Source organism: Lacticaseibacillus hulanensis (assembly GCF_004010095.1).
GTDB classification, from domain to species: domain Bacteria; phylum Bacillota; class Bacilli; order Lactobacillales; family Lactobacillaceae; genus Lacticaseibacillus; species Lacticaseibacillus hulanensis.
Window position 1 is genome coordinate 39118 of sequence record NZ_RRYD01000002.1, and the last position, 25773, is coordinate 64890.

General features: G+C 53.8%; 29 protein-coding genes. 1 reads left to right on the top strand and 28 read right to left on the bottom strand.

All coding sequences use genetic code 11. The annotated features are described in order from the left end of the window. Positions 1 to 105: 105 nt before the first annotated feature. From EKN00_RS01015 to EKN00_RS01025, 3 genes are all read right to left on the bottom strand, one after another. The gene (locus EKN00_RS01015) at positions 106 to 792 is read right to left on the bottom strand and encodes a methionine ABC transporter permease (RefSeq protein ID WP_127848277.1); all 687 of its coding nucleotides are present in this window, start codon (positions 790 to 792) and stop codon (positions 106 to 108) included. A gap of 1 nt (position 793) precedes the next feature. Then, positions 794 to 1852, bottom strand: coding sequence for a methionine ABC transporter ATP-binding protein (locus EKN00_RS01020; RefSeq protein WP_127848278.1), 1059 nt, complete (start codon positions 1850 to 1852; stop codon positions 794 to 796). A 787-nt stretch (positions 1853 to 2639) separates the two neighbouring features. Next, complete coding sequence (locus EKN00_RS01025) at positions 2640 to 3476, bottom strand: MetQ/NlpA family ABC transporter substrate-binding protein (RefSeq protein WP_164847982.1); 837 nt, start codon at positions 3474 to 3476, stop codon at positions 2640 to 2642. A 612-nt stretch (positions 3477 to 4088) separates the two neighbouring features. Between EKN00_RS01025 and EKN00_RS01030 the strand changes: the two genes are divergently transcribed. Continuing rightward, entirely contained in the window at positions 4089 to 4508 is a 420-nt protein-coding gene (locus tag EKN00_RS01030; protein WP_127848280.1) for a hypothetical protein, read from the top strand. 193 nt (positions 4509 to 4701) lie between these two features. Here the strand turns inward: EKN00_RS01030 and EKN00_RS01035 are convergent, their stop codons facing one another. From EKN00_RS01035 to EKN00_RS01155, 25 genes are all read right to left on the bottom strand, one after another. After that, positions 4702 to 5865 (bottom strand): FtsW/RodA/SpoVE family cell cycle protein, encoded by a 1164-nt coding sequence (locus EKN00_RS01035; RefSeq protein WP_479680738.1) that lies wholly within the window; start codon positions 5863 to 5865, stop codon positions 4702 to 4704. 199 nt (positions 5866 to 6064) lie between these two features. Beyond that, the gene (locus EKN00_RS01040) at positions 6065 to 6286 is read right to left on the bottom strand and encodes a DUF2969 family protein (RefSeq protein ID WP_127848282.1); all 222 of its coding nucleotides are present in this window, start codon (positions 6284 to 6286) and stop codon (positions 6065 to 6067) included. 62 nt (positions 6287 to 6348) lie between these two features. Then, positions 6349 to 6573, bottom strand: coding sequence for a membrane protein insertion efficiency factor YidD (gene yidD, locus EKN00_RS01045; protein WP_421825365.1), 225 nt, complete (start codon positions 6571 to 6573; stop codon positions 6349 to 6351). A 24-nt stretch (positions 6574 to 6597) separates the two neighbouring features. Next, entirely contained in the window at positions 6598 to 6762 is a 165-nt protein-coding gene (locus EKN00_RS01050) for a DNA-directed RNA polymerase subunit beta (protein WP_127848284.1), read from the bottom strand. A gap of 109 nt (positions 6763 to 6871) precedes the next feature. Next, positions 6872 to 7861 (bottom strand): rod shape-determining protein, encoded by a 990-nt coding sequence (mreB, locus tag EKN00_RS01055; protein ID WP_127848285.1) that lies wholly within the window; start codon positions 7859 to 7861, stop codon positions 6872 to 6874. Between the two features lie 138 nt (positions 7862 to 7999). Further along, entirely contained in the window at positions 8000 to 8236 is a 237-nt protein-coding gene (locus tag EKN00_RS01060) for a DUF1146 family protein (protein ID WP_127848286.1), read from the bottom strand. 122 nt (positions 8237 to 8358) lie between these two features. After that, entirely contained in the window at positions 8359 to 8565 is a 207-nt protein-coding gene (locus EKN00_RS01065) for a hypothetical protein (RefSeq protein ID WP_127848287.1), read from the bottom strand. 315 nt (positions 8566 to 8880) lie between these two features. Then, positions 8881 to 9312, bottom strand: coding sequence for a F0F1 ATP synthase subunit epsilon (locus tag EKN00_RS01070; RefSeq protein WP_127848288.1), 432 nt, complete (start codon positions 9310 to 9312; stop codon positions 8881 to 8883). A 15-nt stretch (positions 9313 to 9327) separates the two neighbouring features. Further along, positions 9328 to 10752, bottom strand: coding sequence for a F0F1 ATP synthase subunit beta (atpD, locus tag EKN00_RS01075; protein ID WP_127848289.1), 1425 nt, complete (start codon positions 10750 to 10752; stop codon positions 9328 to 9330). A 135-nt stretch (positions 10753 to 10887) separates the two neighbouring features. Beyond that, positions 10888 to 11811 carry a F0F1 ATP synthase subunit gamma gene (locus EKN00_RS01080; RefSeq protein ID WP_127848290.1) on the bottom strand — a complete coding sequence of 308 codons (924 nt, stop codon included), beginning with the start codon at positions 11809 to 11811 and terminating at the stop codon, positions 10888 to 10890. A 12-nt stretch (positions 11812 to 11823) separates the two neighbouring features. After that, a complete protein-coding gene (gene atpA / locus EKN00_RS01085; protein WP_127848291.1) occupies positions 11824 to 13344 on the bottom strand; it encodes a F0F1 ATP synthase subunit alpha in 1521 nt (506 codons plus the stop codon). 20 nt (positions 13345 to 13364) lie between these two features. Continuing rightward, the gene (atpH, locus tag EKN00_RS01090) at positions 13365 to 13910 is read right to left on the bottom strand and encodes an ATP synthase F1 subunit delta (RefSeq protein WP_127848292.1); all 546 of its coding nucleotides are present in this window, start codon (positions 13908 to 13910) and stop codon (positions 13365 to 13367) included. Position 13911: 1 nt separating this feature from the next. Then, complete coding sequence (atpF, locus tag EKN00_RS01095; RefSeq protein ID WP_127848293.1) at positions 13912 to 14421, bottom strand: F0F1 ATP synthase subunit B; 510 nt, start codon at positions 14419 to 14421, stop codon at positions 13912 to 13914. A gap of 51 nt (positions 14422 to 14472) precedes the next feature. After that, on the bottom strand, positions 14473 to 14685 hold the full coding sequence (gene atpE, locus EKN00_RS01100; protein WP_127848294.1) for a F0F1 ATP synthase subunit C: 213 nt from the start codon (positions 14683 to 14685) through the stop codon (positions 14473 to 14475). A gap of 79 nt (positions 14686 to 14764) precedes the next feature. Further along, on the bottom strand, positions 14765 to 15463 hold the full coding sequence (gene atpB, locus EKN00_RS01105) for a F0F1 ATP synthase subunit A (protein ID WP_127848295.1): 699 nt from the start codon (positions 15461 to 15463) through the stop codon (positions 14765 to 14767). A gap of 413 nt (positions 15464 to 15876) precedes the next feature. Continuing rightward, the gene (gene upp, locus EKN00_RS01110) at positions 15877 to 16506 is read right to left on the bottom strand and encodes a uracil phosphoribosyltransferase (protein WP_127848296.1); all 630 of its coding nucleotides are present in this window, start codon (positions 16504 to 16506) and stop codon (positions 15877 to 15879) included. Between the two features lie 278 nt (positions 16507 to 16784). Then, the gene (locus EKN00_RS01115; protein ID WP_127848297.1) at positions 16785 to 17792 is read right to left on the bottom strand and encodes an L-threonylcarbamoyladenylate synthase; all 1008 of its coding nucleotides are present in this window, start codon (positions 17790 to 17792) and stop codon (positions 16785 to 16787) included. Positions 17793 to 17836: 44 nt separating this feature from the next. Beyond that, positions 17837 to 18661: a peptide chain release factor N(5)-glutamine methyltransferase gene (gene prmC / locus EKN00_RS01120; RefSeq protein ID WP_127848298.1), complete on the bottom strand. Its 825-nt coding sequence runs from the start codon at positions 18659 to 18661 to the stop codon at positions 17837 to 17839. Further along, complete coding sequence (gene prfA, locus EKN00_RS01125) at positions 18654 to 19736, bottom strand: peptide chain release factor 1 (protein ID WP_127848299.1); 1083 nt, start codon at positions 19734 to 19736, stop codon at positions 18654 to 18656. Before prfA ends, prmC begins: the two co-directional genes overlap by 8 nt. A gap of 253 nt (positions 19737 to 19989) precedes the next feature. Beyond that, entirely contained in the window at positions 19990 to 20562 is a 573-nt protein-coding gene (locus EKN00_RS01130) for a thymidine kinase (protein WP_127848300.1), read from the bottom strand. A gap of 143 nt (positions 20563 to 20705) precedes the next feature. Beyond that, entirely contained in the window at positions 20706 to 21383 is a 678-nt protein-coding gene (locus EKN00_RS01135) for an ABC transporter ATP-binding protein (protein ID WP_127848301.1), read from the bottom strand. A 3-nt stretch (positions 21384 to 21386) separates the two neighbouring features. Further along, positions 21387 to 22445 carry an ABC transporter permease gene (locus EKN00_RS01140; protein WP_127848302.1) on the bottom strand — a complete coding sequence of 353 codons (1059 nt, stop codon included), beginning with the start codon at positions 22443 to 22445 and terminating at the stop codon, positions 21387 to 21389. An 11-nt stretch (positions 22446 to 22456) separates the two neighbouring features. After that, positions 22457 to 22957 carry a TetR/AcrR family transcriptional regulator gene (locus EKN00_RS01145; RefSeq protein ID WP_127848303.1) on the bottom strand — a complete coding sequence of 167 codons (501 nt, stop codon included), beginning with the start codon at positions 22955 to 22957 and terminating at the stop codon, positions 22457 to 22459. Positions 22958 to 23138: 181 nt separating this feature from the next. Further along, positions 23139 to 24101: a mannose-6-phosphate isomerase, class I gene (gene manA / locus EKN00_RS01150; protein WP_127848304.1), complete on the bottom strand. Its 963-nt coding sequence runs from the start codon at positions 24099 to 24101 to the stop codon at positions 23139 to 23141. Between the two features lie 765 nt (positions 24102 to 24866). Further along, a complete protein-coding gene (locus EKN00_RS01155) occupies positions 24867 to 25529 on the bottom strand; it encodes a sugar transferase (RefSeq protein WP_421825360.1) in 663 nt (220 codons plus the stop codon). Positions 25530 to 25773: the final 244 nt, after the last annotated feature.

The window sequence follows — 25773 nt, forward strand, 5'->3', positions numbered from 1 at the left end:
TTTACGCGCGGCGGCCCTTTTTGGTTTTCGGAACAATCAGTGCAGACAAAAAAGGCATCCCCGCAAGGCCAATGTGCCGTGCCGGAATGCCTTTTTGCTTACTTGTTAATGGTGCGTCTTGCGGGCAAAGAAATCGCCGATGAATTGAACAATGAACACCATGATCAGGATGAAGATCAGGCTGACCCAGATGACGTCGTTCTCGTAGCGCAGGTACCCGGTATTGATGGCCAGGTTCCCGAGACCACCACCACCAATGACACCGGCCATCGCGGTCAGACCGATGATACTGATAATCGTCAGGACGGACACGCGGATCAGCTCGGACAGTCCTTCACGCAGATACACCCGAAAGACAATGCCGAGGGGTGAAACACCCATGGCCTGGGCCGCTTCAATGACGCCGGCATCAACGGTCAGCAGGGCGTTTTGCACCTGCCGTGCGTAAAATGGAGCCGTCCCCACAACCAGGGGCACGAGCGCGGCGGTTGGGCCAATCCCCGTGTGCACAATCAGGCGCGTGAAGTTGTTCAACGCCGCCAACAGGATGATGAACGGAATCGACCGGAAAATGTTAACCAGCTTGTCCAGCACGCTGTAAAATGGCCGGTTTTCGAGCAATCCGTGTTCGTCGGTCAAGAGCAATAAGATGCCGACGAACAGGCCGATGATTCCAGCCACGATGGTTGTCCACACCGTCATGTAAATGGTCTGGTTGATGGCCTCAACCACCCCACCGTCACCATTCCAAAGCGGAACAACGTTAGGGAAGAATTTTTCAATAATATTCATGTTAATCCTCCTCCGCTGCTAATTTGACGTTCGTCACCGTGACGTCGCCGGCCTTCAGGTACGCGAGGGCCTTGTCGATATCGTCCGCCTCACCATTCAGCACCACAATCAGGTTCCCGAATGGCGTGTTCTGCAGGCTCTGAATGTCCCCGAACAAAATGTTGGCGGTGACGTTGTACTCCCGATAGAGCGTGGCGATGAGCGGCTGGTCGGTGCTGGCGCCAACGTAGGTCAGGCGCACCAGGCGCTCCTTGGGCCCAAGGCTCTGCACGGCGGGCTGCTTGCTGATAGCCTTCAGGGTGGCGTCCAGTTGCATCGTCGTGTCGATGAAGTCCTTGGTCAGCTGCTGCTGCGGGTGCGCGAAGATTTCGAGCAAACTGCCGCGTTCAATTACGGCACCTGCGTCCATCACGGCGACCCGGCTGCAAATCTGCTTCACGGCTTCCATCTGGTGAGTGATCAAAACGATGGTCAGTCCCAGCTTCTCGTTCAGCGACTTCAGCAATTCCAGAATTGATGAGGTCGTCTTCGGGTCCAGCGCGCTGGTTGCTTCATCGGAAATGAGCACCTCGGGATCTGACGCAAGCGCACGGGCAATCCCGACACGCTGCTTTTGGCCCCCAGACAATTCAGCCGGAAACGCGTTCGCCCGCTCGGACAGGCCAACTAATTCGAGCAAATCGCTAACCTTCTTGTTGATTTCGTCCTTGGGCATGGTGCCACGCAGCGGGAACGCCACGTTATCGGCAATCGTCCGGCTTGCCATCAGGTTGAAATGCTGGAAAATCATGCCGATCTTCCGCCGCTTCTGCCGCAACTCCTTGGCCGAAAGCTTCATCATGTCATCGCCAAGAACGGTGACGCTACCACTAGTTGGCCGCTGCAACAGGTTAATCAGGCGCACCAGCGTGGACTTCCCAGCACCGGAGTACCCGACAATCCCGTAAATGTCGCCCCGATTAACGCTCAGCGAAACGTGGTTTACCGCGTGGACGGCCTTCTTTTTCTTTTCTTTGAAGACGACGTCAACGTCGTCGAAAATGACTACTTCTTCGCTCATTGTTCCTCCTGAGGGTTGGTGGCAGTGTTGCTGGTGACAGCAGCCGCCCCAACCGGACTCTATTTATTCGTGCCTAACCCTAACTAATTAGTAAAGCGCTAACTTAGCCCTGACACCAACATCGGGCCTACCCGAAATGGATAAGCCCGATGCGATATCGTCAATGCATATTTTACCACTAACGGCGAATAACTTGCGAATTTTTGAAGGGCTATTTGCGGAAAGGGGTGAATGTGTTAGAAAGTGGTTTCTGGCTGGACGAGTAAGCTCGTCCTAGTCGTGCTCCGCCGCCTAGAAGTCTGCGGTTAACCACAAGCTAACTACGATTGGCAAAGTGCGCCAATCATAGTTACCTTGCCGTTAATCCTCAGCTTCTGAACAGGCGATTACGCAACCTTGCCCTAGTCGTGCTCCGCCGCCTAGAAGTCTGCGGTTAACCTCAAGCTGTCCGTGATTGGCAAAGTGCGCCAATCATATCTAACTTGCCGTTAATCCTCAACTTCTGAACAGGCGGCTGCGCAACCTTACCCTAGTCGTGCTCCGCCGCCTAGAAGTCTGCGGTTAACCTCAAGCTGTCCATGATTGGCAAAGTGCGCCAATCACGGCCACCTTGTCGTTAATCCTCAGCTTCTGTTCAGGCGGCTGCGCAACCTCTTCTTAGTCGTGCTCCGCCGCCTAGAAGTCTGCGGTTAACCTCAAGCTGTCCATGATTGGCAAAGTGCGCCAATCACGGCCACCTTGCCGTTAATCCTCAACTTCTGAACAGGCGGCTGCGCACTGTGTTTATTTAGAACTTCGCGTCCCAAGCCGCAATCGTTGAACCGTCGTAAATCTTCTTGATCTGCTTCTTGGTAGCGTCGGTCTGGTATGCCTTGACAATCTTCTTGTAAACAGCCTTGTTCTTTTCGCTCTTCTTGGCAACGATGATGTTGATCCATGGCTTGCTTGCCTTGTTGATCTTTTCAACGTACAGAGCGTCATCTGGGTCGAGCTTTGCGTTCAGGGCCATGTCGTTGTTAACAACAGCCGCGTCGGCGGAGCTCAGGGAACGTGCTGTCTGTGAAGCGTCAACTGGGGTGAACTTCAGATTCTTTGGGTTGCTCTTGATGTCACGGGTTGTTGGTTCTGCCTTGTTGCCGTTCAGGTTGATGATGCCGGCGGTCTGGAGCAGAATCAGTGCGCGGCCTTCGTTGGTTGGGTCGTTAGGAACAGCAACCGTTGCACCCTGCTTGAGCTGGCTGAGCTTCTTAATCTTGTTGGAGTAAACGCGCAGTGGGCCGATGTAGGTGCGGCCGATAACTGCGAGGCTGTTGTCCTTGTTGGACTTTTCCCAGTTGTTGAAGAAGTCGTAGTGCTGGATTGCGTTCAGGTCAAGGTCACCATCAACAACGGCCTGGTTAACCTTGTTGTAGTCGGTGAACTGAACAAGCTTCAAGTTGATGTTCTGCTTCTTGAGACGCTGAGCAACTGGCTTCCAAACGTCAGCGTCGGAACCGATAACCCCAAGCTTAACGGTGGTTTCCTTGCTGGTCTTGGAGCTGCTGTTACCACATGCTGCGAGCGTCAATGGAATAAGCAATGCTGCGGCTGCGAGTGAAATAATCTTTTTCTTCATAATGTATATCCTCCAAATTGTGTGTGGGCTTTTTTAGGTAAACGATAAATCGAAGTTGTGGAAGTAGATACTGCAATGGCAATAAAAAAATTCGCCCCTAACCAAAGTTAGAAGCGAATTAACGCGGTACCATTCTAAGTCGTCCCTGCTGCAGTCAGGGACCTCACTAACGGGTCAAACAACCCGTGTGCACTTTAATGGATGCCAGCCATTGCAGCCTTACCCGGAGGTTCGGTGCACCGATCAGTAGGCCATTTTTGAACCACCGTACCTCCCCGTTTTCACCATCCGGGGTCTCTGTTAAGGTCGTGTTAGTTCGCTCTCCCACGTCTTCGTTTATCGTCTTATCAATGACTGTATGATAACCACATTTTTCCTGAGTGTCAACACTATTTATCATCAAAAACCTCTGATTCAAAATTATTTTGCCATTTTCCTGCAGTCCGCAACCACTGGTATATTCGGCCAATCGCCGCCGCAACGGTGAAAATCGCAATTAGTTAACAATTTGGTTTGGATTAAAAAAGTGGCCGATTTTCTGACAAAATTTCAGTTTGGATTCCTGTAATCCGTTTTCAAGAACCTGTATAATAATCTTATCGCATAATTTGGAGGTTCGTCATGGAAATCACAGACGTCAATTCACTGCTCAGTGCGCTCACGACCGGAGAACCAGAATTCAATGTCACCGGTACAGCGGCGGAACTGGTCAGCTCGGTGCTGATGCTCCGAAACAAAACGTATTCGCCATTCATGCAGATGACCGGCGCAATTGAAGGCGTCCTCGGCAACCTGCTCAATCACGACTTCTCGAGCAAGGTGGGCACCCAGGCAGGAACCCTGGTCCAGCTTTCCCCGGCGCAGCAGCAGCGTTTCGGCATCACGCCGGACAACGCCCTGGTCCTGGTGCGCACGGCCAATGACAACTACGAAATCACACCAAACGGGAGTGAATTCACCTTCACAATCATCAGTCCGAAAAGCGCCAAGCCAAAAGCAAAGACGCCTGATCAGTATGCAAAGTATTTGAACAAGCAATAATTAACGCGACTGCTGCCCTGTCATTGCGGTTGTAGTACCCTTTTTTGCAAACTCAATCGACTGTGCTTTCTACCTTTAACGAATCAATCAACATATTCGCTCTGCCAGCCCAAAATGGCCGTCCACATCAATTGCGGACGGCCATTTTTTGAATCAGTTTTAAATTGTCTTACCCGAAAAAGCAGCGAACCCGCTACCTTTCCACCAAATCGGAACCCTGGCCCGAGCCCGAGAACTCTTCGGTCTGGCTGAACATGTAGCTCTGGTGGTGGTACCGCATCGACAGCACCATCCCCACCGAGAACAGGTTGGCCAGCAGGAACGAACCCCCCTGACTAACGAACGGCAGCGGAATCCCGGTCAGTGGCAGCACCCCGATGTTCATCCCCACGTTTTCCAGCACGTGGAAGAGGATCATCATGATGACACCCGTGGAAATGTACGCGTAAAACTCGTTCTTCGTGTCGAAGGTAACCCGAATCATTTGGTATATCAGCAGGAAGTACAGCAAAATCAAAATGCCGGCGCCGATAAACCCAAACGTTTCGCCGATAACGGAGAAAATCATGTCGGATTCCTGCACGGGCACGACCACGTTGAGGTTGCCGAACCCGGTCCCGGTCATCCGGCCGGAACCAATGGCCTTCATCGCCTGCCAAATCTGGTAGGAGTTACCATCAGTGGCTCCCGAGGGGTTCAGCCACGACTGAATCCGGGCAAACTGGTACGCCTGGAACCCAAAGTGCTCCAGCAGCTTTTGCCCCCAGTCGGTCACGGCCAGGTACAGCGCCGAACCACCAATGGCAATCGCGCCCCCACCAATTGGGGCAATGATGCGCCAGGTGACCCCGGAAACCAGGACAACCCCGGAGAAAATCGCGAGGAAGACCAGCGTGGTCCCAAGGTCATGCTGAGCAATCAGCAAAACCGCAACGGGCAGCGTCCACAGCCCCATTTTGCCAATCAATACCCAGTCGTTATGGAAATTGTGGGTGAACTGCGAGTTGTGCAGGGTGACGACCCGGCTGAGCATGAGAATGTACGCCGGCTTCATAACCTCACTGGGTTGGAACGTGATTGGTCCAAGCTTGAACCAGGATTTGGCCCCCGTGCTCGCGGCGGTTCCCCGGTCGTAGAAAATTAACACGGCAACCAGCAGGAAAATCCCCAGTCCGTACAGAATCGGCGCAATCCGCCACAACTGCTCCGCGTCAAAGCGCATGATGAAGATGACCCCAATCCCACCGATAACGTACCACACAACCTGCATGACCACCGCTTTAACCGCGGCAGCCTGCGACCCGTCGTTCTTGGTGGCCATGTAGATGGCACCCATCCCAATCAGCCCAAGGAGCATAATCGTCAGCAAAATCCCGTAATCGATGCGATCCTGCTGCGGTGCTTCGTTCTTGCCTTCTTGTCTATTCAAGTGCCCACATCCTTTTACGTCCATTAGCACAATTCCTAATGGGCTTAAATCTTCGCCGCAACCTAATAATCGCGGCACTTACATGTCTAGTTAAAGAGGTGGTTACCTGGGGTAACCACCTCTTTGTTTAGTGCTTGTGCAAGTGGTAAGCCGACAACAGGTACGTAACGGCTTCCTCTTCACTCTTAAAGAGCTGGGGATCTGCGTTGCCTGATAGGTATGCCGCGAACTTTGCGTCAGCAGGTTCGATTGAACCGATTTCGCTTTCGCCATCCATTAGCACTGAGACGGTCTTGCCCGCACGCTGGATGCTGTCCATCGTGATGTTGATGTTCTTCTCTTTAGCCATGTCGTTCCTTTCTACCCGCCGCGCCTGCTTTAACCGCTGCGGTCGCAAAATTTACTCTCCGCTTAAACGCGGTTTCGTTTCAAACTAAATTGGTCTGGTACCGGATCACTGCCGCCAGTGACGAACGGGTTGCACCGCAAGATGCGCGCAATCCCCATCAAGCTACCCCGGATGGCACCGAAGCGGCTGACTGCTTCCAGCGAGTACTGACTGCAAGTTGGCTGGTAGCGGCACGTTGGCGGGAACGCGGGCGAAATGACCCGCTGATAGAACCGGATGAGGGCCATTACAACTGTTTTCACTGCAATCGCCTACTTCAAGAAATCAATGATGTGGCCCCAGGTGCTGGGCACGAAAACGGCAAAGGGGTTCCCCCCACCGATTGCGTAACCAATCATCGAACCCACAATCATTAAGATAATCCCGATACCAAGAATTAATAATGCCCGCCGGATAACCCGGGAAAATGCATCCATGGGGTGCCTCCTTGTGAATTGGCCGGTGTTCGGTCAAGATGACGCCAAAATTACTCGCGCCGCATGCAAAGTGCGCGTGCTGCCATTGCAACACGCGCACCCCGAATGATTAGTACTGCTTGTGGTGCGCGATGTTGTCGAGCAAGACACCAGTCCCAAGTGCGACGGCGTCCAGCGGGTCTTCGGCGAGCAGCACTGGCACGTGCAGTTCGTCAGCAAACAGCTTGGCGATGCCCTTCAGCAGGGCCCCACCACCAGTGAGCATAACCCCACGGTCAATGATGTCCGCAGACAATTCAGGTGGCGTCTTCTCCAGAACTTCCTTGGCTGCCGCAATCACGGAGCTCATGACGTCATGGAGTGCTTCCTGAACTTCCAACGCGGTAACTTCAACTTCGCGTGGCAGACCGGTCGCAATGTCGCGGCCGCGAACTTCCATGGACACAGATTTGTCGGCTTCGTATACCGCGCCAATCTGAATCTTCAGTTGTTCGGCTGTGTGTTCACCAATGAGCAGCTTGTGCTTAGCCTTGACGTAGCTCACAATGGCTGCGTCCATCTTATCCCCAGCAAGACGCAGGGACTGGCTCGTCACGATTTCGCCCATCGACAATACGGCGACGTCAGAGGTCCCACCACCGATATCGATGACCATGTTCCCTTGTGGCTGGAAAATGTCGAGACCCGCACCAACAGCTGCGACTTTGGGCTCGAATTCAAGGTAGACCTTCCCGCCGCCGGACTTCTCGGCAGCCTGGATAATGGCCTTTTGTTCGATAGACGTGATGTTGGTTGGTGCACAAATGAGAATGTTAGGCTTGCTCAAAAAGCCCTTAACATTCAGCTTGTTGATGAAGTATTCAAGCATCGCTTCCGTGATATCAAAGTCGGCAATAACGCCGTCCTTGAGTGGGCGAATGGACCGAATGTTCCCCGGCGTCCGTCCCACCATTTTGTATGCTTCGGCACCAACAGCGAGCACTTTGCCCGTCTGGGTATCGATTGCCACAACGGAAGGTTCATTCAGAACAATACCCTTGCCCTTCACGTTGATGAGGACGTTTGCGGTCCCCAGGTCGATCCCGATATCTTTTGCCATTACCAATGCTCCCCTCGAGTTTAACTAGACTTTTTATTATACCATACGTTGCCACCATCCGTACAAGTGTGGCGCCAGCGCTAGGCCGGAATAATCAATTAATTAACCGCCGTAACTAATGCGGCGTTGCACGTGCCCCTAGCGATACAGGTACGGTAAATTCTTGAAGGCGCCAACGAATGACAGAAAGCAACTCGAGACCAGATACCCAAGACCAATTGCAATGAATAACATTAAGACTTGCACCTCACGGGTGTGGCCCGGCCGGAATATTTTTTCGAGTCGCAGCGCAATCAGAGTGCGCCAAACCAGCATGATGAAAAACATGTGTGAAATGATTGTCACCAGTGCCGTAACACCAAACGATTGTGTCATTGCGAAATCCTCCAGGTGCAATCATAGCAAAAACCGCCCATCGCTTAAAGGCGATTTGGCGGTTTTTTGTATGCTTATGCGTATTTTTAGAAATAAACCCTGAGCAACCATCTTTATATGCGCTAAACGCCATACCCTAGTTCCTTAATCTCGGCGGCCTTGAACTCGCTCGGACCCCCGGCTTCGCTCCCGGAATACTCTTGCACCCCAAATTTTGAGCGGGAGGTCGACGTTGCCGCGGACCGGTAACTAGTCTTGCTGTACACCAAGTGCCCGCCAGCAGGGGCACCGTCACGGCGAGGTAGCTCGTTGACTGCAGTCCGGCGCATTTCCCCGCATCCTGTGTAAAGCACGATAGCAGACCCACGATGTAGTCGAGCTCCGTGGGGCAGAAGGTTCCGCTCAACCCGCTCCGCAAACCGATGGCAAAAGCCGCCATCAATTCGCGAAGCACGCTGCCACTTGTACTCATCGGTTTACCGATGTTAGTACAATGGGCAGCGCCAGTGATGCTCACCTTCTAAACGCCCCACTCCGCTCTGTTCGCATTGAAGCTGCCCACGACCGCAGCCGCTGCCCGCCGCTCCGTCAGTTCCCGGGGCACACAAAAACCGGCCCCCAACGGAGACCGGTTCTGCATATTACTATTTTGAGCTCTTAACGTTAATCCGGTTAAGCGCACGTTGCAATGCAACCTGTGCCCGCCGCAAATCGTTTTTGTTCTGCTCTTGCTTGGCAGTTTCAATTCTGCGCTCGGCACGCTCACGCGCAGCCTGTGCACGCGTGAGGTCAATGTCCCGCGCGCGTTCAGCAGAATCGGCTACGATGGAAGCCGTGTTGTGGGCGACTTCCATGAAGCCACCGTTCACCGCAATCCGGTCTTCGTGACCAGGGTTATCAAGGCGTTGAACGCGAACTTCACCAATCTGCAGGGGGGCCACGATTGGCTCGTGGTTAGCCATAATGCCGAGATCACCGTCTACCGAACGGACAACCACCATTTTTGCGTGGTGATCATACACAATGCCATCCGGAGTGACGATATTCACCGTCAGAACTTGCTGCTCGTCGGCCATGCCTATCCCCTCCTACTACTTAGCTGCTTCAGGGTCATACCCAAGAGTCTTCGCCTTTGCCAGCACGTCATCGATGCCCCCGACAAGCCGGAAAGCTTCTTCAGGAACGTCGTCGTATTTACCATCGAGAATTGCCTTGAAGTCCTTAACGGTTTCTTCAACGGGCACGTATGCACCCTTAATCCCGGTGAATCGTTCAGCAACGTTGAAACTCTGGGAGAGGAAGAACTGGATGCGACGCGCACGCGAAACAATCAGCTTTTCTTCGTCGGACAATTCATCCATCCCCAAGATGGAGATGATGTCTTGCAGTTCCTGGTAACGCTGGAGAACCTGCTGCACCTTGGTTGCAACTTCGTAGTGTTCCTCACCCACGATTTCTGGGGTCAGGGCACTGGAAGATGAAGCCAGTGGGTCAACAGCTGGGTAAATCCCCATTTGGGTCAAGCGACGTTCAAGGTTAGTCGTTGCATCCAAGTGGGCGAACGTCGTTGCAGGCGCAGGGTCAGTGTAGTCATCGGCAGGCACGTAAACGGCCTGGATAGACGTAACGGAACCCTTCTTGGTGGAAGTAATCCGTTCCTGCAACTGACCCATTTCCGTAGCCAGAGTTGGCTGGTAACCAACGGCACTAGGCACACGGCCGAGCAGCGCGGATACTTCTGAACCAGCTTGGGTGAAACGGAAAATGTTATCGATGAACAGGAGCACGTCCTGGCCTTCAACATCACGGAAGTATTCAGCGATGGTCAAACCGGTCAGTGCAACCCGCATCCGGGCACCAGGAGCTTCGTTCATTTGACCGAAGACCATGGCGGTGTTTTCCAGAACGCCGGATTCCTTCATTTCGAAGTAAAGGTCATTACCTTCACGTGTACGTTCACCAACACCGGTGAACACGGAGATACCACCGTGTTGTTCAGCGATGTTGTGGATGAGTTCCTGAATCAGAACGGTTTTACCAACACCGGCACCACCGAACAGACCAACTTTCCCACCACGAAGGTATGGGGCGAGGAGGTCGATAACCTTAATCCCGGTTTCGAGAATCTCGGAACTCGTGGACAGGTCTTCGAACTTAGGTGCACTCTTGTGGATGCTGTCACGCTTGTGGTCGGGACCGAATGCCTCGCCACCGTCAATTGGTTCTCCCAAAACGTTGAACACGCGACCAAGCGTGTCCTTACCAACAGGCACGGAGATTGGAGCACCAGTATCGGTTACTTCCATTCCGCGCTGCAAGCCGTCAGTGCTGGCCATCGCGATGGTCCGCATAACACCGTCACCAAGTTCAACGGCAACTTCAACGACAAGCGTTGAACCGTCGGGCCTCTTGATGTTCATGGCGTTATTAATCTTAGGCATGGAATCGTTAATGGGAAAGGCCACATCGACGACAGGGCCGATAACGGTAACGATTTTCCCTGTACTATTACTCAATGTCTGTGTCCTCCCTGGGGTTCCTGCGCGGCGCAACTGACCAGTTATGATCAGCTCTGGCACGCAGGAACGTTGTATTTTTTAATCTAGCTTATTTGCAAAGCTTCTCCTGACCGAATCCTGGACTGCAGAGGTTTATTCAACCGCTGCGGCACCAGAAACGATTTCGGTCAGTTCAGTCGTGATTTGTGCCTGACGGGCCCGGTTGTAACGGGTCGACAGATCACCAATCAGGTTGTCGGCGTTATCGGTTGCACTCTTCATGGCAGTCATGGAGGCAGCGTGTTCCGCCGTCTTCGCGTCCATGATGGCACCGAAAATCAGACTCTCCGCGTACTGTGGCAGAACCGCATCGAGGACAGAGTCCAAGTCGGGTTCAGTCAAGTAGGAAACCGGTGTGTCCTCAACTTCAGCCGGGTCAAGGTCGTTAATTGGCAGCATTTTTTCAACACGGAAAACGGAGGTCAGTGAGTTCACGTGGTGGTTGTAGCACACGTAAAGCTCATCGAACACTTCATTGTCGTACATCGAAACGGCTGTCTTAACAATCTCACGGACTTCGTTGAACGTTGGCACATCAGAAATGCCCCGGAATTCGTAGGCAACATCCACGCCCCGTGCCTTGAAGAAGTCAGCACCGACCCCACCAACAGCAAGAACGCTGGATGGGTGTTCGTCGCTAGCAAGGACGTCAAGCATTGGCTTGAGGGCGTTGCTGTTGTAACTGCCGACCAGGCCCCGGTCACTCGTCATGACCAGGTAACCAACCTTCTTGACTGGCCGCTCTTGGAGAAGGTCAGCAACCACGACGCGCTTGTCGTCCTGGTCGTTGTCGTCTTCACCCTTGAGCCGCTTTTCGGCCGCCATACTCAGCAACTGGCTCTGGGCCAGGTGGGTAACGGTGGTGCGAATCTTGTCAGCGTAAATCTGATATGCACTGGACTTCTTCTCCACTTGGGACAGCTTCGCCCCGGAGACCATCTGCATGGCCGCCGTGATTTGGCGGGTCTTCTTCGTCGACGCAATGCGCCGCTTGATGTCAATTAAAGAATCAGCCATGTGCCTGCCCCCCTACTTGGTGGTGTCAGCAGAAGGCGCAAAACCATCAGTAAAGGCCTTGAGTGCTGCATCCATCTTGTCAGTGTCTGGCAACTTCCCAGTTTCCACAATCTGCTTGAGCAGGTCAGCAGCGTTGCTTTCGAAGTAGTCAACTACTTCGGATTCGTAGCGCTGAATATCAGGAACAGGAATAGCATCAAGGAAACCATGGGTCAAAGCGTAAAGCACAACAACCTGGTGCTGCACAGGCAATGGCTTGTGCAGAGGCTGCTTCAGTACTTCAACGGTCCGGCGGCCACGGTTCAACTTAGCCTGCGTTGCCGCATCCAGGTCGGAACCGAATTGGCTGAAGGCTTCCAGTTCACGGAAACTTGCAAGGTCAAGACGCAAGGTCCCGGCAACCTTCTTCATTGCCTTCAACTGCGCGTCCCCACCAACACGGGAAACAGAAGTCCCGGCGTCGATAGCTGGACGTGTGCCTGCGTAGAACAGGTCGCTTTGCAGGAAGATTTGCCCGTCGGTGATACTGATAACGTTCGTTGGAATGTAAGCAGAAACGTCACCGGCTTGGGTTTCGATGATTGGCAGTGCGGTCATTGACCCACCACCAAGTTCATCGCTCAACTTCGCGCTCCGTTCAAGCAAACGGGAGTGCGTGTAGAAAATGTCCCCAGGGTAAGCTTCACGTGAAGGTGGACGACGGAGCAGCAGGGAAATTTCACGGTAAGCGGAAGCCTGTTTCGTCAGGTCATCGTAAACGATGAGGACGTGCTTGCCGTTGTACATGAATTCTTCACCCATTGCGGCGCCGGCATATGGTGCCAGGTAAAGCATTGGTGCTGGTTCGGATGGGCCAGCGGAAAGGATGATGGTGTAATCCATCGCGCCAAACTTGCGCAGGGTTTCAGCCTGTGCACGCACAGTTGAATCCTTCTGCCCAATAGCAACGTAGATACAGATCATGTCCTGACCCTTTTGGTTGATGATCGTATCAATCGCAATACTGGTCTTCCCAGTCTTACGGTCCCCAATGATCAATTCACGTTGGCCACGGCCAATTGGCACGAGGGCGTCAACCGCCTTGAGCCCAGTCTGCAGTGGTTCGAAAACGGACTTACGCTGCATAACCCCAGGAGCAGGGCTTTCAACTGGACGGGTCTTTGTGGTCTTGATTTCGCCAAGACCATCGATTGGTTGACCCAGCGTGTTAACCACGCGGCCAATCAATTCCTCGCCGACTGGGACTTCCATGATGCGGCCGGTACGTTTAACCGTGTCGCCTTCACGAATGTCGTCAAAGTCACCAAGGATGATAATCCCAACATCATTTGTTTCTAGGTTCTGCGCCATCCCGTATGAACCGTTTGCGAATTGCAAAAGTTCCCCGGACATGGCGTTGTCCAGACCGTGAGCGCGGGCAATCCCGTCACCAATGTAGGTAACGGTCCCGACTTCCTCAACATCGAGGTCGGTCTGGTACTGCGCCAACTGTTCTTTAATTAGCGCACTAATTTCTTCTGATTTGATAGCCATGACTTCACCTCTTAACTAATCTAATGTGCCAGCAATGCCGCGCGGATTTGGTCGATGCGGTGTGATACCGTCCCGTCAATCACGCGGTTTGCTGCCTCTACCCGCACACCACCGATAACACTCGCGTCAACCACTTGTGTCAGGTGTGCTGTTTTTGCTGACAGCTTAGCCGCAACTGCGGCGCTGAGCTGCTTTTCCTGCTGCTCCGTCAGCGGCAAGGCAGTCGTCACGGTCCCGAAGATCATGCCGGCTGCTGCACTTGCCTGCTGGCCAAAATCGTTGATAACTGCTGGCAGGGCCGTAATGCGGCCGTAGTCGAACAGCATCTGGACGAGATTTTGAACCGTCTGGGAGGCGCCCTTTTTGAGGAGGTCAACCAGATCCTGCTTAACCGCTGGAGTCAGCTCGGGAGCGTCCAAAGCGGCGAGTAGTTGAGGCGTAGCATCGCAAACAGCTTGGAGCTGCTGTAATTCTTCGTTAATCAGTTCGACCTGATTCGTCTCGCTGGCCAGTGTGTACAAAGCCGCACCGTACCGCGGGGCAACTACCGCGTTTGTTAGCGCCATGTTAATCACCTAGCCCCTTGATGTAATCGTCAATGAGGGCCTGCTGGTCGCCTGCGGTCAGTTCCTTGCCAATGATTTTGCTTGCAATTGCAACTGACAGGTCGGCAACTTGATCACGTGCGCTATTCAAAGCGTCCTGCTTGGCCTGAGCAATGTCTGCTTCGGCCTTGGTCTTCAGGTCCGCTGCTTCCGCGTGAGCGTCAGCAACAATCTTCTTGCCCTGCGTTTCACCGTTGGCCTTGGCCGTGTTGATAATCTTCACGGCATCCGCCTGGGTGTTCTGCAGTTCGCTCTTGCGCTGAGCAAGGAGCTTTTCTGCTTCATCACGGCTCTGATCCGCGTAATCCAGGTCAGAGGTAATCTTGTCTTGGCGCTTAGCCATCATCTTGGTGACTGGGCCCCAGGCAAACTTACCAACGAGGAGCACCAGAGCGATGAAGGTGACGAGCCCGAAGATTGTGTCCCCATAAGTGAGGCCTTCAGCAGCGGCACTAATCATTCCGTAATTCATCTATGCCACTCCCTTCTTATCTGAAAAATCCGTAACCCTGAGTCACGTAAATTACATGAAGAGGATAAGGAAGGAGACAGCGATAGCGATGATAGGAACAGCTTCGATCAAACCAACACCAAGAAGCATGGTCCCCCGGAGTGTACCGGAAAGTTCAGGCTGGCGAGCCATACTTTCAATGGTCTTGCTGATAACAAGACCGTTACCAATACTTGCAGCCAGGGCTGCCATACCAGCTACGATAGCTGTTGCGAGTTCTTTCATGAGTCAATTTCCTCCTAAAATGTGAGTGCGGCATGCACCGTCGGGATTTGCCCGTTGGCCCGCACTCGATTACAAACTATTATTCTGAGACAACTTGGTGAGACGTGTACACCGTTGAGAGTATTACAAAGATGTAAGCTTGAATACTGCCAATGAAAACTGAGAATCCCATCCAGACCATTTCAAAGACAAACCCGACTGGGAAGCTCAAAATCGGTACAACGCCAGATAACGCCATGTTGCGGATCAGCGTTATGAGAATTTCACCAGCGAAGATGTTACCGTACAGACGCAGAGAGAGCGTCATGAAGTTGGTAAATTCTTCAAGTAAGTTCATTGGGTTCAGGTAACGCTTGGCGTAACCAGCAAACCCCTTGTTCTCGACACCCCAGTAGTGGGCTAAGAACAAAACAGTAGACGCAAGCGTCATGGTGATTAATGGACTAGCTGTTGGCGAGTGGAACCATGATACTCCGTTAATATTCACATCAATGAAAAGACCTAATTGGTTCATAACAAAGATAAACAGGAACATGGTAAACGCGAAAAGCTGGAAGAAACCACCTTGCTTGCCCGGCATTTCGCCATTAACAAGACCGTTCGTGAAGTCAATGACCCATTCAAGCAGGTTCTGCTTCCCGTCCGGACGCAGCTTTGGCTTGCGGGACAGGTAGAAGACAACCGCAAACACGATGATTGCAGAAACTAACATCGGAATGTCATTGGCTAAGTTAAACCGTACCGGCCCTACTACTAGGTAGGGATACTTATCGTTCACAGAATTCACCTCCTTACGAAAACTTGTTGCCCAGAGAGATCCTTATCATCTGAGTGGGACAAAACTTTCTAAATACGGATTTTGTAGAGTCCCCACAAAATACACTGATAACTCTACCACCTTAACCCCAAAAAGACAAAGGAAAAAGCGCGGCGCCAAGGCGATTTCGCGCATCCGCCTTGTAAGCGGCGCCTATCCCCGTAGATTAAGGTTAACAACGGTTTCCACCCGCAAATGTGCAAAAATAATTCCGACACATTGTCATAAATGTGGTGTTAAGTCGAAAAAATATTTTTGGTCGTGCCCCCTTTTCAGTTATGTTTTCATAAAGTTTCGCGGCAAATGGTTGTTGCCTGCGCCGCGCTGCTGCAAAAAAAGTCCCTGCCGTTTGTGGCAAAGACTTTCTAGGTGGATTATTTGGTTCCGAACAACCGGTCACCGGCATCACCGAGACCTGGGAAGATGTAGCCACTTTCGGTCAGGTGGTCATCGAGGGCTGCGGCGTAGATGTCCACGTCAGGGTGTGCTTCTTGCACAGCCTTAACGCCTTCTGGAGCGGCAACCAGAACAACGAGGCGCATGGACTTAGCCCCGCGCTTCTTGAGGGCATCGATTGCCATGATTGCGGACCCACCGGTAGCAAGCATTGGGTCAACGATGATGAGGTCACGCTGATCGATGTCGGTTGGCATCTTCACGAAGTATTCGTGTGGCTTCAAGGTCTTCTCGTCGCGGTACATTCCAATGTGACCAACCTTGGCCGCTGGAATCAGTTCGAGCACCCCGTCAACCATGCCGAGGCCGGCACGCAGGATTGGAATAACTGCGAGTTTCTTGCCGGCGAGCTGCTTTTGTACGCTGTGGCCCATTGGCGTCTCGACTTCAACGTCCTCTAGAGGTAAATCACGGGTAATTTCATATACCATCAATTCAGCAATTTCGTTAGCAACCTCACGGAATTCCTTGGTCCCAACATTCTTGTCACGAATAATCGTTAATTTGTGTTGAATCAGCGGGTGGTTCAAAACGGTAAATTTACCCATGTTAAATATCTCTCCTATCTATCGTGCGTGCCACGCACACGCCCTTGAACATTATAGGGTAATGGGTGCGAAAAATCAGCAATGACCCCCGATTTTTTTCAACCTTTACCAGATATCTTGGTTTAACGTTAACCCCGCGTGAGAGTTTTGCTGCTTCCTACCATTAATTAAACACAAAGGCGGGTGCAAACTGGCAGAATCTGCCGGAGTGCACCCGCCTTTGTGCGGTGAGTTAATTTGATGCCGTCCTTATTTCAGAAGTAGTGCACTCCGCTCTCTTAGTCTGCGAAGTGTTCTCCCCCAGCCGCCTTACCCAGCCGGTTCATGTACGCCGCGCCGAAGCCGGAATCATCAAAGCCCTGCGCCAGGACAACCTGCACGTCGGGGTGAAGGTCGAAGTAGCGCAGGCCCGCAAAGAGGTCACGGGTGGCGCTGGTCAAATCTTGGCCCAGCGAGTACTGCGGCAAACCCGCCGCGTAGTCCGCCAGCACCTGATCTGTGGCCAGGACGCCAAAGTCGTAACCCTTCGCCTTGGCCCACGCAATGGCCGCCGGAAACTGGCTCAACTCATCCACGATAATCACCTGTGCATCCGGAGCGTAGTGCTTGTACTTCATCCCCGGAGCCTTGGGTGTTTCCTTGGCGCCGACCTTGTGCTTGTCGGTGGCAACCTGGCCGATAATTGGTTCAAGCATTTCCTCGTCGACAGCACCGGGACGCAAAATTGCCGGCACGTCGCTGGACATGTCGATGACGGTGGATTCCACGCCGACCCGGCAAGGCCCATCGTCGAGAATCCCAGCGATGCGCCCGTCCATGTCGTGCAGCACATGCTGCGCGGTGGTTGGACTTGGCTTGCCGGACAGGTTCGCGGATGGCCCCACGATTGGCGTGCCCGCCGCGCGAATCAGTTCCCGGGTGGCGTCGTTGTCAGGTTCGCGAAAGGCCGCCGTCTTGAGGCCGCCGGTGACGTTCATGCTCAGTGCGCCCGGAATGATTGGTAGGATGATGGTCAACGGTCCCGGCCAGAACTTGTCCATCAGCTTCTTGGCTTCGGGTGTGACCGTGGCAAACTTGCTGACGGTCTCCGGGTCCGCCACCGTGACAATCAGCGGGTTATCCGAGGGGCGACCCTTAGCAACGTACACCTTTTTGACCGCATCAACGTTGGTCGCATCCGCACCGAGACCATACACGGTTTCGGTCGGGAAGGAAACCAGCTCACCCTGTTTGATTAACTCGGCCGCATTATTCACGGTCGCACGCGTAAATATCGTGGTTTTCATTTTTGAATTCACACTTCCATTTGAACTTGGCATCACAGTGCAGCTTAGAACTTAATCTTCACGGCGCGGGGGTGCCCGGCGTCATCTTCGCGGAACTCCGCCTGACCCAGCGGCAACATCTGCGCAATCATCTGCGCCAGCGCCTCTTGCTGGCGGTAACCGAACTCGAGGTACACCACCCCGCCCGGACGCAGGTGCCGCGGGATCTGGTCGAACAGCTCGCGAAACAGCGCGAGGCCGTGATCCTCAGCAAATAGCGCCAGGTGCGGCTCGTAGTCAATGACGGACTGATCCATCACGTCCATTTCGTCACGGTCGATGTACGGCAAGTTGGCGACGATGAAGTCGTACTTGCCCGTGCCCTCGAGGAGGTTACCCTGGTTTAGCTCCACTTCGGCGCCGAGCTCCTTGGCGTTGGCCTCCGCCACCGTCAGCACGGGCTGGCTGATGTCGGAGAGCGTCATTGCCAGGAGCGGCCGTTCGAGCTTGAGCGTAATGCCGATTGCCCCACTGCCGGTCCCGATGTCAATGCCGAAGCCGCCAACCGCGTCCTCTAGCATCCATTCCACCAGAATTTCGGTGTCGAACTGCGGAATGAGCACGGCGGGGTTCACGTTGAACCAGCGACCCCAAAAAGGCGCCCGGCCCACCACGTACTGCGCGGGCTGGCCGGCAAGCAGCGCGTTGATGTCCTCGGCAAAGGTTTGCGCGACATCATCCGGCATTTCGTCGCGGCCATGCAGGACAAGCTGGCTGCGGCTCCAGTTCAACCGACTGGATAAAACAAAGTTGGCGCCATCCCGGTCAATCCCGGCGGCGTCAAGTTTGTCCCCCGCAGCGCGCAACGCCGCAGAATAAGTCTTAGTCATCACCCAAGGACTCCAACTTGGCGGTCTGGTCGTGGAGAATGAGCGCATCGATGATATCGTCCAGTTCACCATTCATGATCCGGTCAAGCTTGTTCAGACTCAGGCCAATCCGGTGGTCGGTCACCCGGTTTTGCGGGTAGTTGTACGTCCGAATGCGTTCGGAACGGTCCCCGGAACCAACGGCAGTCTTGCGCTTTTCGGCGTATGCCTCCGCGTTTTGGCTTTCGTAGTAATCGTAAACACGGGCGGTCAGAATCTGGAGGGCCTTAACCCGGTTCTGCTGCTGGGAACGCTGGTCCTGCATGGACACGACAATGTTCGTTGGAATGTGCGTCATGCGGACAGCGGAACTGGTCTTGTTAATGTGCTGACCACCGGCACCGGATGAACGGAACACGTCCGTGCGGATATCCTTGGGGTCGAGCACGAGGTCAACCTGTTCGTATTCGGGCATGACCCCGACCGTTGCGGTACTTGTGTGCACACGGCCAGCGCTTTCGGTAGCGGGAATCCGCTGAACGCGGTGCGCCCCGTTCTCGAACTTCAGCTTGGAATATACGGAGTCCCCGGTAATCATGACAACGACTTCCTTGTAACCACCGACTTCGGTTGGGGACTCGTCGATGATTTCTGTCTGCCAACCCTGACGTTCAGCGTAACGGGAGTACATGTTGAGCAGGTCGGCCGCAAAGAGGCTGGCTTCATCCCCACCAGCAGCGCCGCGGATTTCCATGATGATGTTCTTGTCATCGTTGGGGTCCTTTGGCAGCATCAAGATTTTCATCTTGTCTTCGAGCTTGGCCTTCTCGTCGCGAGCTTCTTCCAATTCTTCCTTGGCCATTTCGAGCATTTCGGGATCCTTGGTTTCGCGCATGATTTCGTCGCTACCCTCAATGTCATCGAGGACCTGCTTGTAGCGCTTGTACGCCGCAACGACATCACGCAGGGAACCCTCCTCCTTGGCGAGGGCCATGTAGCGGTCCGTGTCGTTGATGATGTCGGGGTCAGACATCTGTTCCTGAATATCATCGTAATGAATCAGGACGCTTTCGAGTTGTTCAAAAATTTTATCCACTTTTTCTGCTCCTTCGGTGTCACCGGGCCCGGCCGCAATGGGCTGCGGCGCGGGTGGTGGCATTAATTGAGTGCTGTTTCTACTATATAATAGGCGCGTTGTGGGAACTTCGTAGTCGAGCTCCGCGGCTTAGTCGAGCTCCGCCTTCCTGACTTTTCCGCTCAACCAAAGCCAGACATTGATGGGAAAGTGCGCCCATCAACGTCTGCCTTCCGTTGATGCTCAAAGTCAACCCGGAAGGCTCCGCTCTGTGTTACTGAAATGGCGGGTTGTTGTAATGCTTCCGGCACACCGGGTAGTAGCTTTCGTTCCCGCCAATCTGAATCTGTTCGCCCGCGTAGACGGGGTGGCCGTCGTGGATGCGGAGGTTCATGATGGCCTTCTTCGTGCAGAACCAGCAGATGGTCTTCATTTCCTCAATCTTGTCGGCGTACAGAAGCAGTGCTTCACTGCCTTCGAAGAGGTTGTTCATGAAGTCGTTCTTGAGCCCGAACGCCATAACCGGGATGTTCAGTTCGTCAACCACCCGCGCACATTCAATCACGTGGTGCTTCTGCAGGAACTGGGCCTCGTCAATCAGAACGCACGCCGCATGCGGGTTCGTGTTCTGGACCAGGTCGAACACGTTCGTGCCCGCCTCAATTGGGGTCGCCTTGCGCTCAAGGCCGATGCGGCTGGCGATGACGCCGACGCCTGAACGTGAATCAACGCCACTCGTGAGGATGATGACCTGCTTGCCCTGCTCCTCGTAGTTGTGGGCAACCTTGAGGATTTCGATACTCTTACCGCTATTCATCGCGCCGTAGCGGAAAAAAAGTTGTGCCATAATTATGCTCCCATCTCCGTTGACGTATGCTTGGCGCACGCGCCTTAACCTAAACTATTATAACGAGCCACCGATGATAGCACAAACCCAAGTTACAAACACACAAATGGCGCCATTGTTAACCAACGACGCCATTTCTTGAATTACTTGTTCACCTGGTGCAAGACCCCGTCTTCGATTGCAAAGATCTGGTCGGCAAATTTTTCCAGCCGGACGTCATGGGTCACCACCACGACCGCCTTCCCCCGGGCGTGGGCCAGCGCCTGGAACAACGCCCCCACGACCTCGACGCGCGCACTGTCCAGTGCCGCCGTTGGTTCGTCCGCTAAAATCACGGATGGGTCGGGGTACAGCGCGCGGGCAATGGCAACGCGCTGCTGCTGACCGCCGGATAGCTCACCTGGGAACTTCTTGCGCAGGTCCGCGATGCCCAGCTCATCGAGTAGTTCCCCGAGCTGCTTGGCATCCAGATTACCCTTTGGCTTGACGTGGTCGACCAGCTTGAACTGGTCATCCACGTTCAGGTACGGCAACAGGTGGTACGCTTGGAGCACGAAGCCGATGGACTGAAGGCGCAGCTGGTCGCGCTGCTTCTTGGTCCGGTCGTGGTAGCTGACCCCATCGAGCCACACGCTCCCAGAAGTTGGCGTCAGCAGGCCGCCCGCGATGCTGAGGAAGGTGCTCTTCCCCGAACCGGATGGCCCAACGATGAGGCTGAGCGTGCCGGGTTCAACGGCGAAGTTCACGTCGTGCAGCACCTGCACACGGGCCGTGCCCGTGCCGAAGACCTGGTTGACATTCTTTAATGCTAAAGCTGGCATGTTTTATCCTCCAATCACACTCACCGGATCAACCCGCAGCACGGCGCCGACCGGGATAAGCGAACCAATCAGACCCATCAGGACGAGTCCGGCCGCGACCGCCGCGAGCTGCGGCACGTCGAAGGCCATTGGGACCGCGGCCGGCATTGCCACTGCGGTCAGGGCCGTCAGCTCGGTGCCGATAATCAGTCCGGCCACCACCAGAATCAGCGACTGGCTGATGGTTGCGCCCACGAGCACACGACTCGGGATTCCCTGCGCACGCAGCACTGCGTAGTTCGGCAGCTTCTGCATGGTCAGGATGTACAGGAACACGGCAATTACGATGAGCGAGATGATCATGAGGAACCCAATCATCAGCTCGAAGGTCATGTTTTGCGCCGAATACCCGGGCATCTTGTTGATGAAGGTGGCACGGGAGTACGTCTTGAGCGCGGAACTCTGCTGACTGCGGGCACCGGCCTTGCGCGAAACGACCGCCGAGGCGATGGGTCCCGGCATCAAGTCCTTGAGGTCAAGCCAGGCACCGAGGCGTCCGTAGACCACGGGGGCAATGTTCATCTTCGCGTTCTTCGTGAAGCCGACGATGGTGAACTTGCCGGAGTCGCTGCTTAGGCGTACCTTGCTGCCAAGCTTGTAGCCGGCATCTTGGAATGACGTGTCGGCGACCAGCTGCTTGTCACTTTGCGGCCGGTGCCCACTTGTGAGCTTAATCTTCTTGGCCACGAACTGGTTTGATTGCAGGCCGATGAAGACCGCACTCGTGTTCTCGTGCCCCTGCGCCTTGGCCACCACTGAGGCTTGGCCAATGTAGGCTTCGTCGCCCGTGAGTTTGCCCGCCTGCTTTTTTGTGATCAGCGACTGGCGCATGTCGACGTTGGCACTGCCGTTAAGCGTCACGGTCTGGGTGCCCCACGAGTTCAGGGCGTCGGTGTTCTGCCGCGCCAGGCCGAGTGCCAGGCTGGTCAGTATGAAAATCAGGTAACTGATGAGCACTATCATCGCCACAATCAGCCCCGAGCGCAGTTTTTCCTTGCGTATTTCGCGTAATGCTAAAAACATCTACTCATCCTCTACTCTACTATATTAAGTGCCACTCTTAGCTGAACCAGGCGTTCTTCGGCCGTGTCCGGCGCTAAAATCACATCACGCAGCGTCTGGTGACAGAGCACCTCCGCCGCCCATAGTTCCGGCTTGCCGGCCACCGGACTCGGCTGTCCGGCAACCGCCCATTCGTTGAAGCGAAAGTGCACGGCCAGAAAATCGCGGTACGCCGAATCCCGCACCGCCAGCAACAGGTCACTCGTCGCCTGCACGTACTGGGCAACAGAACCTGTTCCCGCCTTTGGTACCTGGCCGTGCACCGCATGCATGACCTGACCGAACAGGTAGCGGTACGCATCCGGCAGGTCCGCGAAGTACTTGTAGAACGCACCGCGGGCAATCGCCGCTTCCCGCACAATCCGCGCCACCTGTGCATCCACCAGCGGGTGCGCCGAGAACTCCGTGAGTAGCGCCGCACGAATCCGGTCCTGCTTGTCTGCGGGCAAATTCAAAAACGTTGTCGAAACCACCAATAACCCTCCTCAACTAAAAGTGACACCGTGTCAATATGGTTAGTATACGCCAAAGTGACACGGTGTCAACATTTTGTTTCAGGGAAATTCTGAGGGCCCACGGTTGCGCCGCGGACAAAAAAGCACCCGAACGCAGAAAGGTTCGGGTGCTAGTCCAATATTTAGTATCGACCTCGGCCTATGCTTCCTTGCCTGGTGTCGATGCGATGATGTCGAGCTTACCGTTAATCGTCCATTCCGCAATCTGGTTCGGCACGAGCAGGTGCGTCCCCTTGGTCAGGGCGAACGTCTTGTCGTCGGCGGTGATGGTGCCTTCGCCGTCGAGCACGGAAATCAGCGTGTAGTCGGCGGTCTTGGAGCGCTTCAACTCTCCGTTAACCTGCCAGCGGTAAACGGAGAAGAATGGGCTGACGGGCGCGGTGACAAAGGTTGTCACGGTGCTGTCGCCAATCTTCTCGGACGTGATGTCCAGCTGTGGGTCCTTGTGCGGCACGGTGGTAACGTCCACAGACTGCTTGAGGTGCAATTCGCGCTTGTTGCCGGCGTCGTCGGTGCGGTCGTAATCGTAGAGCCGGTACGTGGTGTCGGAACTCTGCTGGGTTTCGAGCACCATGATCCCCTTGGTCAGAGCGTGAATGGTCCCACTTGGTACGTAGAAGAAGTCGCCGGCCTTAACTGGCACCTTCCGCAGCAGCTTGTCCCACTCACCGGCGTCAATCATCGCCTGCAGCTCTTCGCGGGTCTGGGCGTGGTGACCATAAATCAGGTAGGAACCGGGATCGGCGTTAATCACGTACCAGCATTCGGTCTTGCCGAGTTCGTGTTCGTGGATTGCGGCGTACTCATCGTCTGGGTGCACCTGCACGGACAGGCTGTCTTCGGCGTCCAGAATCTTCGTCAGCAGCGGGAAAACTTTGCTGCTGGGGTGACCGAAGTATTCAGGGTTGTCACTGTATGCTTCCGCCAGCGTCTTGCCGGCCAGGGGCCCATTCTCGATGGTTGCGGGGCCGTGTGGGTGTGCGGAGATGGCCCAGCATTCACCAATCTTACCTTCTGGCAGATCGTACCCGAATGTCTCGAGCTTGCGGCCACCCCAGATTTTCGGCTGGAAGTATGGTTTCAGGAAAAATGGTTCTGTCAAAGTTTATTCCTCCATCTGTTACGGATTTAATCGCTTTCTATTTTAGCACATGTAAGGGGTTCACGGCAGAACCAATCGGGTGACAGTTGGCACGAAGGTGGACTGAAATCGGTGGTTGGCGGGTGCAATGAACGCGGCGACGATTCCTGCCAGCACACGGGGCCCGCGTCTGGCCAGCGTGATTGCACCAGGTGGCACGCGGGCTCAAGCAAAATGCAACCAAGCAGAAACCACCTGCAACACAGGTTGCCACCCTCCCCGTCACCCCGGCATCACGTCGCGCTTCCGCCGACATGACTAACCCCCTCAATTGTTTTACCAATTACCACCCATTACGCTAATTATAGGCAGAAGCTTGCCAGACATCGGTGCTTTCAGGCGCGGGGCTGGTCAGACAACACCAACCCCAGATAGGAGGATATGATGGCACAGAACATGCCAGTAAAACAGCCCTTCTGGAAACAAATCTGGTTCTGGGCTCTTGCAGTGCTCGTCATCGCACTTGCCATTGGTGCAATTGCCACAATGTAAGGCGGTTAGTTGCGTGGTCGTACCAAGGTGGCCACGCGTGACGGGCGGACGGCGGTAATTTTAGGTGGGGATGTAAAAGACGGATGGGGAGCATCCGTCTTTTTGTGATTTGGCATCAGCTGGATTAGGGCAAACAAAAACAGCCTTGCTGGGGTTCAGTAAGACTGTTATCCAGAGCTGTATTTAATTTAAGTGCCTAGTCCAGTTACATTTCATTAATACCAATAACGAATCCTAGTAAGCACCATCGTGAACAAGCACCTGCAGGACTGTAAGAACAATAATCTTAATGTCCTTCAAGAAACTTGGCTGATCTAGATAGCTCAATTCCAAATCCACACGGTCAGGATAAGTAACGTTACTACGGCCAGATGTCTGCCAAATCCCAGTAATACCTGGCTTCATTCTCAAGAAATCATCTTTCTGCTCGCCATATTCCTCAAGCTCCTCAACAACAATCGGGCGCGGCCCGACCAGGCTCATCTCACCGCGGAAAACGTTGATGAACTGAGGCAACTCATCAATGCTAGTCTTACGCAGAAACCGCCCCAGTTTAGTCATACGTGGGTCACGTTCTGGTTCGAGCTTGTAACCATTTGCAACGTATTCCGCAAACAGTGCCTTATTCGCGTGCAGGTATTCATCTGCATTAACCCGCATCGAACGAAACTTAACTATTTTGAACGCCTTACCATTCTTACCCAGACGCGTCTGCTTGAACAGCATTGGCCCGTGATCTCTCAGCTTGTACGGGATGAACAAAATTACGTAAGCTACCGCAAAAATAATCAATCCAAATAACGACACAAGCAAGTCGAACGCTCTTTTACCAGCCACGACATATAATCCGTTTGTGTGTTCCTCAGTTTTTACTTTCATAGTCTCAGATTTTTGCATTCTAGTTCCCCCGTGAGCCTGTGCTCCTCACCTGTCTGAAGCGTCAAAGCACGTATGTATTTGTCCAACATTATCTTTAAGTGTTACTTAACTTTAACAAGTGTATGATATTCTTTACTCTTTTACAATAACTAGAAGTTGAAATAACAGCTCACAAATTAGTAGAAAATGGCACCTTGCTCAACTTGTTGCATAAATGCAATGTGCCTTAAACTTTCAAAGAATTGTTTCCGATTTCATTTGT

Excerpts from the sequence above, each read along its gene's own strand:
- EKN00_RS01015 (WP_127848277.1), bottom strand. The coding sequence starts at position 792 with ATGAATATTATTGAAAAATTCTTCCCTAACGTTGTTCCGCTTTGGAAT.
- EKN00_RS01020 (WP_127848278.1), bottom strand. The coding sequence starts at position 1,852 with ATGAGCGAAGAAGTAGTCATTTTCGACGACGTTGACGTCGTCTTCAAA.
- EKN00_RS01030 (WP_127848280.1), top strand. The coding sequence starts at position 4,089 with ATGGAAATCACAGACGTCAATTCACTGCTCAGTGCGCTCACGACCGGA.
- EKN00_RS01035 (WP_479680738.1), bottom strand. The coding sequence starts at position 5,865 with ATGCTCCTTGGGCTGATTGGGATGGGTGCCATCTACATGGCCACCAAG.
- EKN00_RS01040 (WP_127848282.1), bottom strand. The coding sequence starts at position 6,286 with ATGGCTAAAGAGAAGAACATCAACATCACGATGGACAGCATCCAGCGT.
- yidD (WP_421825365.1), bottom strand. The coding sequence starts at position 6,573 with ATGGCCCTCATCCGGTTCTATCAGCGGGTCATTTCGCCCGCGTTCCCG.
- EKN00_RS01050 (WP_127848284.1), bottom strand. The coding sequence starts at position 6,762 with ATGGATGCATTTTCCCGGGTTATCCGGCGGGCATTATTAATTCTTGGT.
- mreB (WP_127848285.1), bottom strand. The coding sequence starts at position 7,861 with ATGGCAAAAGATATCGGGATCGACCTGGGGACCGCAAACGTCCTCATC.
- EKN00_RS01060 (WP_127848286.1), bottom strand. The coding sequence starts at position 8,236 with ATGACACAATCGTTTGGTGTTACGGCACTGGTGACAATCATTTCACAC.
- EKN00_RS01065 (WP_127848287.1), bottom strand. The coding sequence starts at position 8,565 with ATGCGCCGGACTGCAGTCAACGAGCTACCTCGCCGTGACGGTGCCCCT.
- EKN00_RS01070 (WP_127848288.1), bottom strand. The coding sequence starts at position 9,312 with ATGGCCGACGAGCAGCAAGTTCTGACGGTGAATATCGTCACTCCGGAT.
- EKN00_RS01080 (WP_127848290.1), bottom strand. The coding sequence starts at position 11,811 with ATGGCTGATTCTTTAATTGACATCAAGCGGCGCATTGCGTCGACGAAG.
- atpA (WP_127848291.1), bottom strand. The coding sequence starts at position 13,344 with ATGGCTATCAAATCAGAAGAAATTAGTGCGCTAATTAAAGAACAGTTG.
- atpH (WP_127848292.1), bottom strand. The coding sequence starts at position 13,910 with ATGGCGCTAACAAACGCGGTAGTTGCCCCGCGGTACGGTGCGGCTTTG.
- atpF (WP_127848293.1), bottom strand. The coding sequence starts at position 14,421 with ATGAATTACGGAATGATTAGTGCCGCTGCTGAAGGCCTCACTTATGGG.
- atpE (WP_127848294.1), bottom strand. The coding sequence starts at position 14,685 with ATGAAAGAACTCGCAACAGCTATCGTAGCTGGTATGGCAGCCCTGGCT.
- upp (WP_127848296.1), bottom strand. The coding sequence starts at position 16,506 with ATGGGTAAATTTACCGTTTTGAACCACCCGCTGATTCAACACAAATTA.
- EKN00_RS01115 (WP_127848297.1), bottom strand. The coding sequence starts at position 17,792 with ATGAAAACCACGATATTTACGCGTGCGACCGTGAATAATGCGGCCGAG.
- prmC (WP_127848298.1), bottom strand. The coding sequence starts at position 18,661 with ATGACTAAGACTTATTCTGCGGCGTTGCGCGCTGCGGGGGACAAACTT.
- EKN00_RS01130 (WP_127848300.1), bottom strand. The coding sequence starts at position 20,562 with ATGGCACAACTTTTTTTCCGCTACGGCGCGATGAATAGCGGTAAGAGT.
- EKN00_RS01135 (WP_127848301.1), bottom strand. The coding sequence starts at position 21,383 with ATGCCAGCTTTAGCATTAAAGAATGTCAACCAGGTCTTCGGCACGGGC.
- EKN00_RS01140 (WP_127848302.1), bottom strand. The coding sequence starts at position 22,445 with ATGTTTTTAGCATTACGCGAAATACGCAAGGAAAAACTGCGCTCGGGG.
- EKN00_RS01155 (WP_421825360.1), bottom strand. The coding sequence starts at position 25,529 with ATGCAAAAATCTGAGACTATGAAAGTAAAAACTGAGGAACACACAAAC.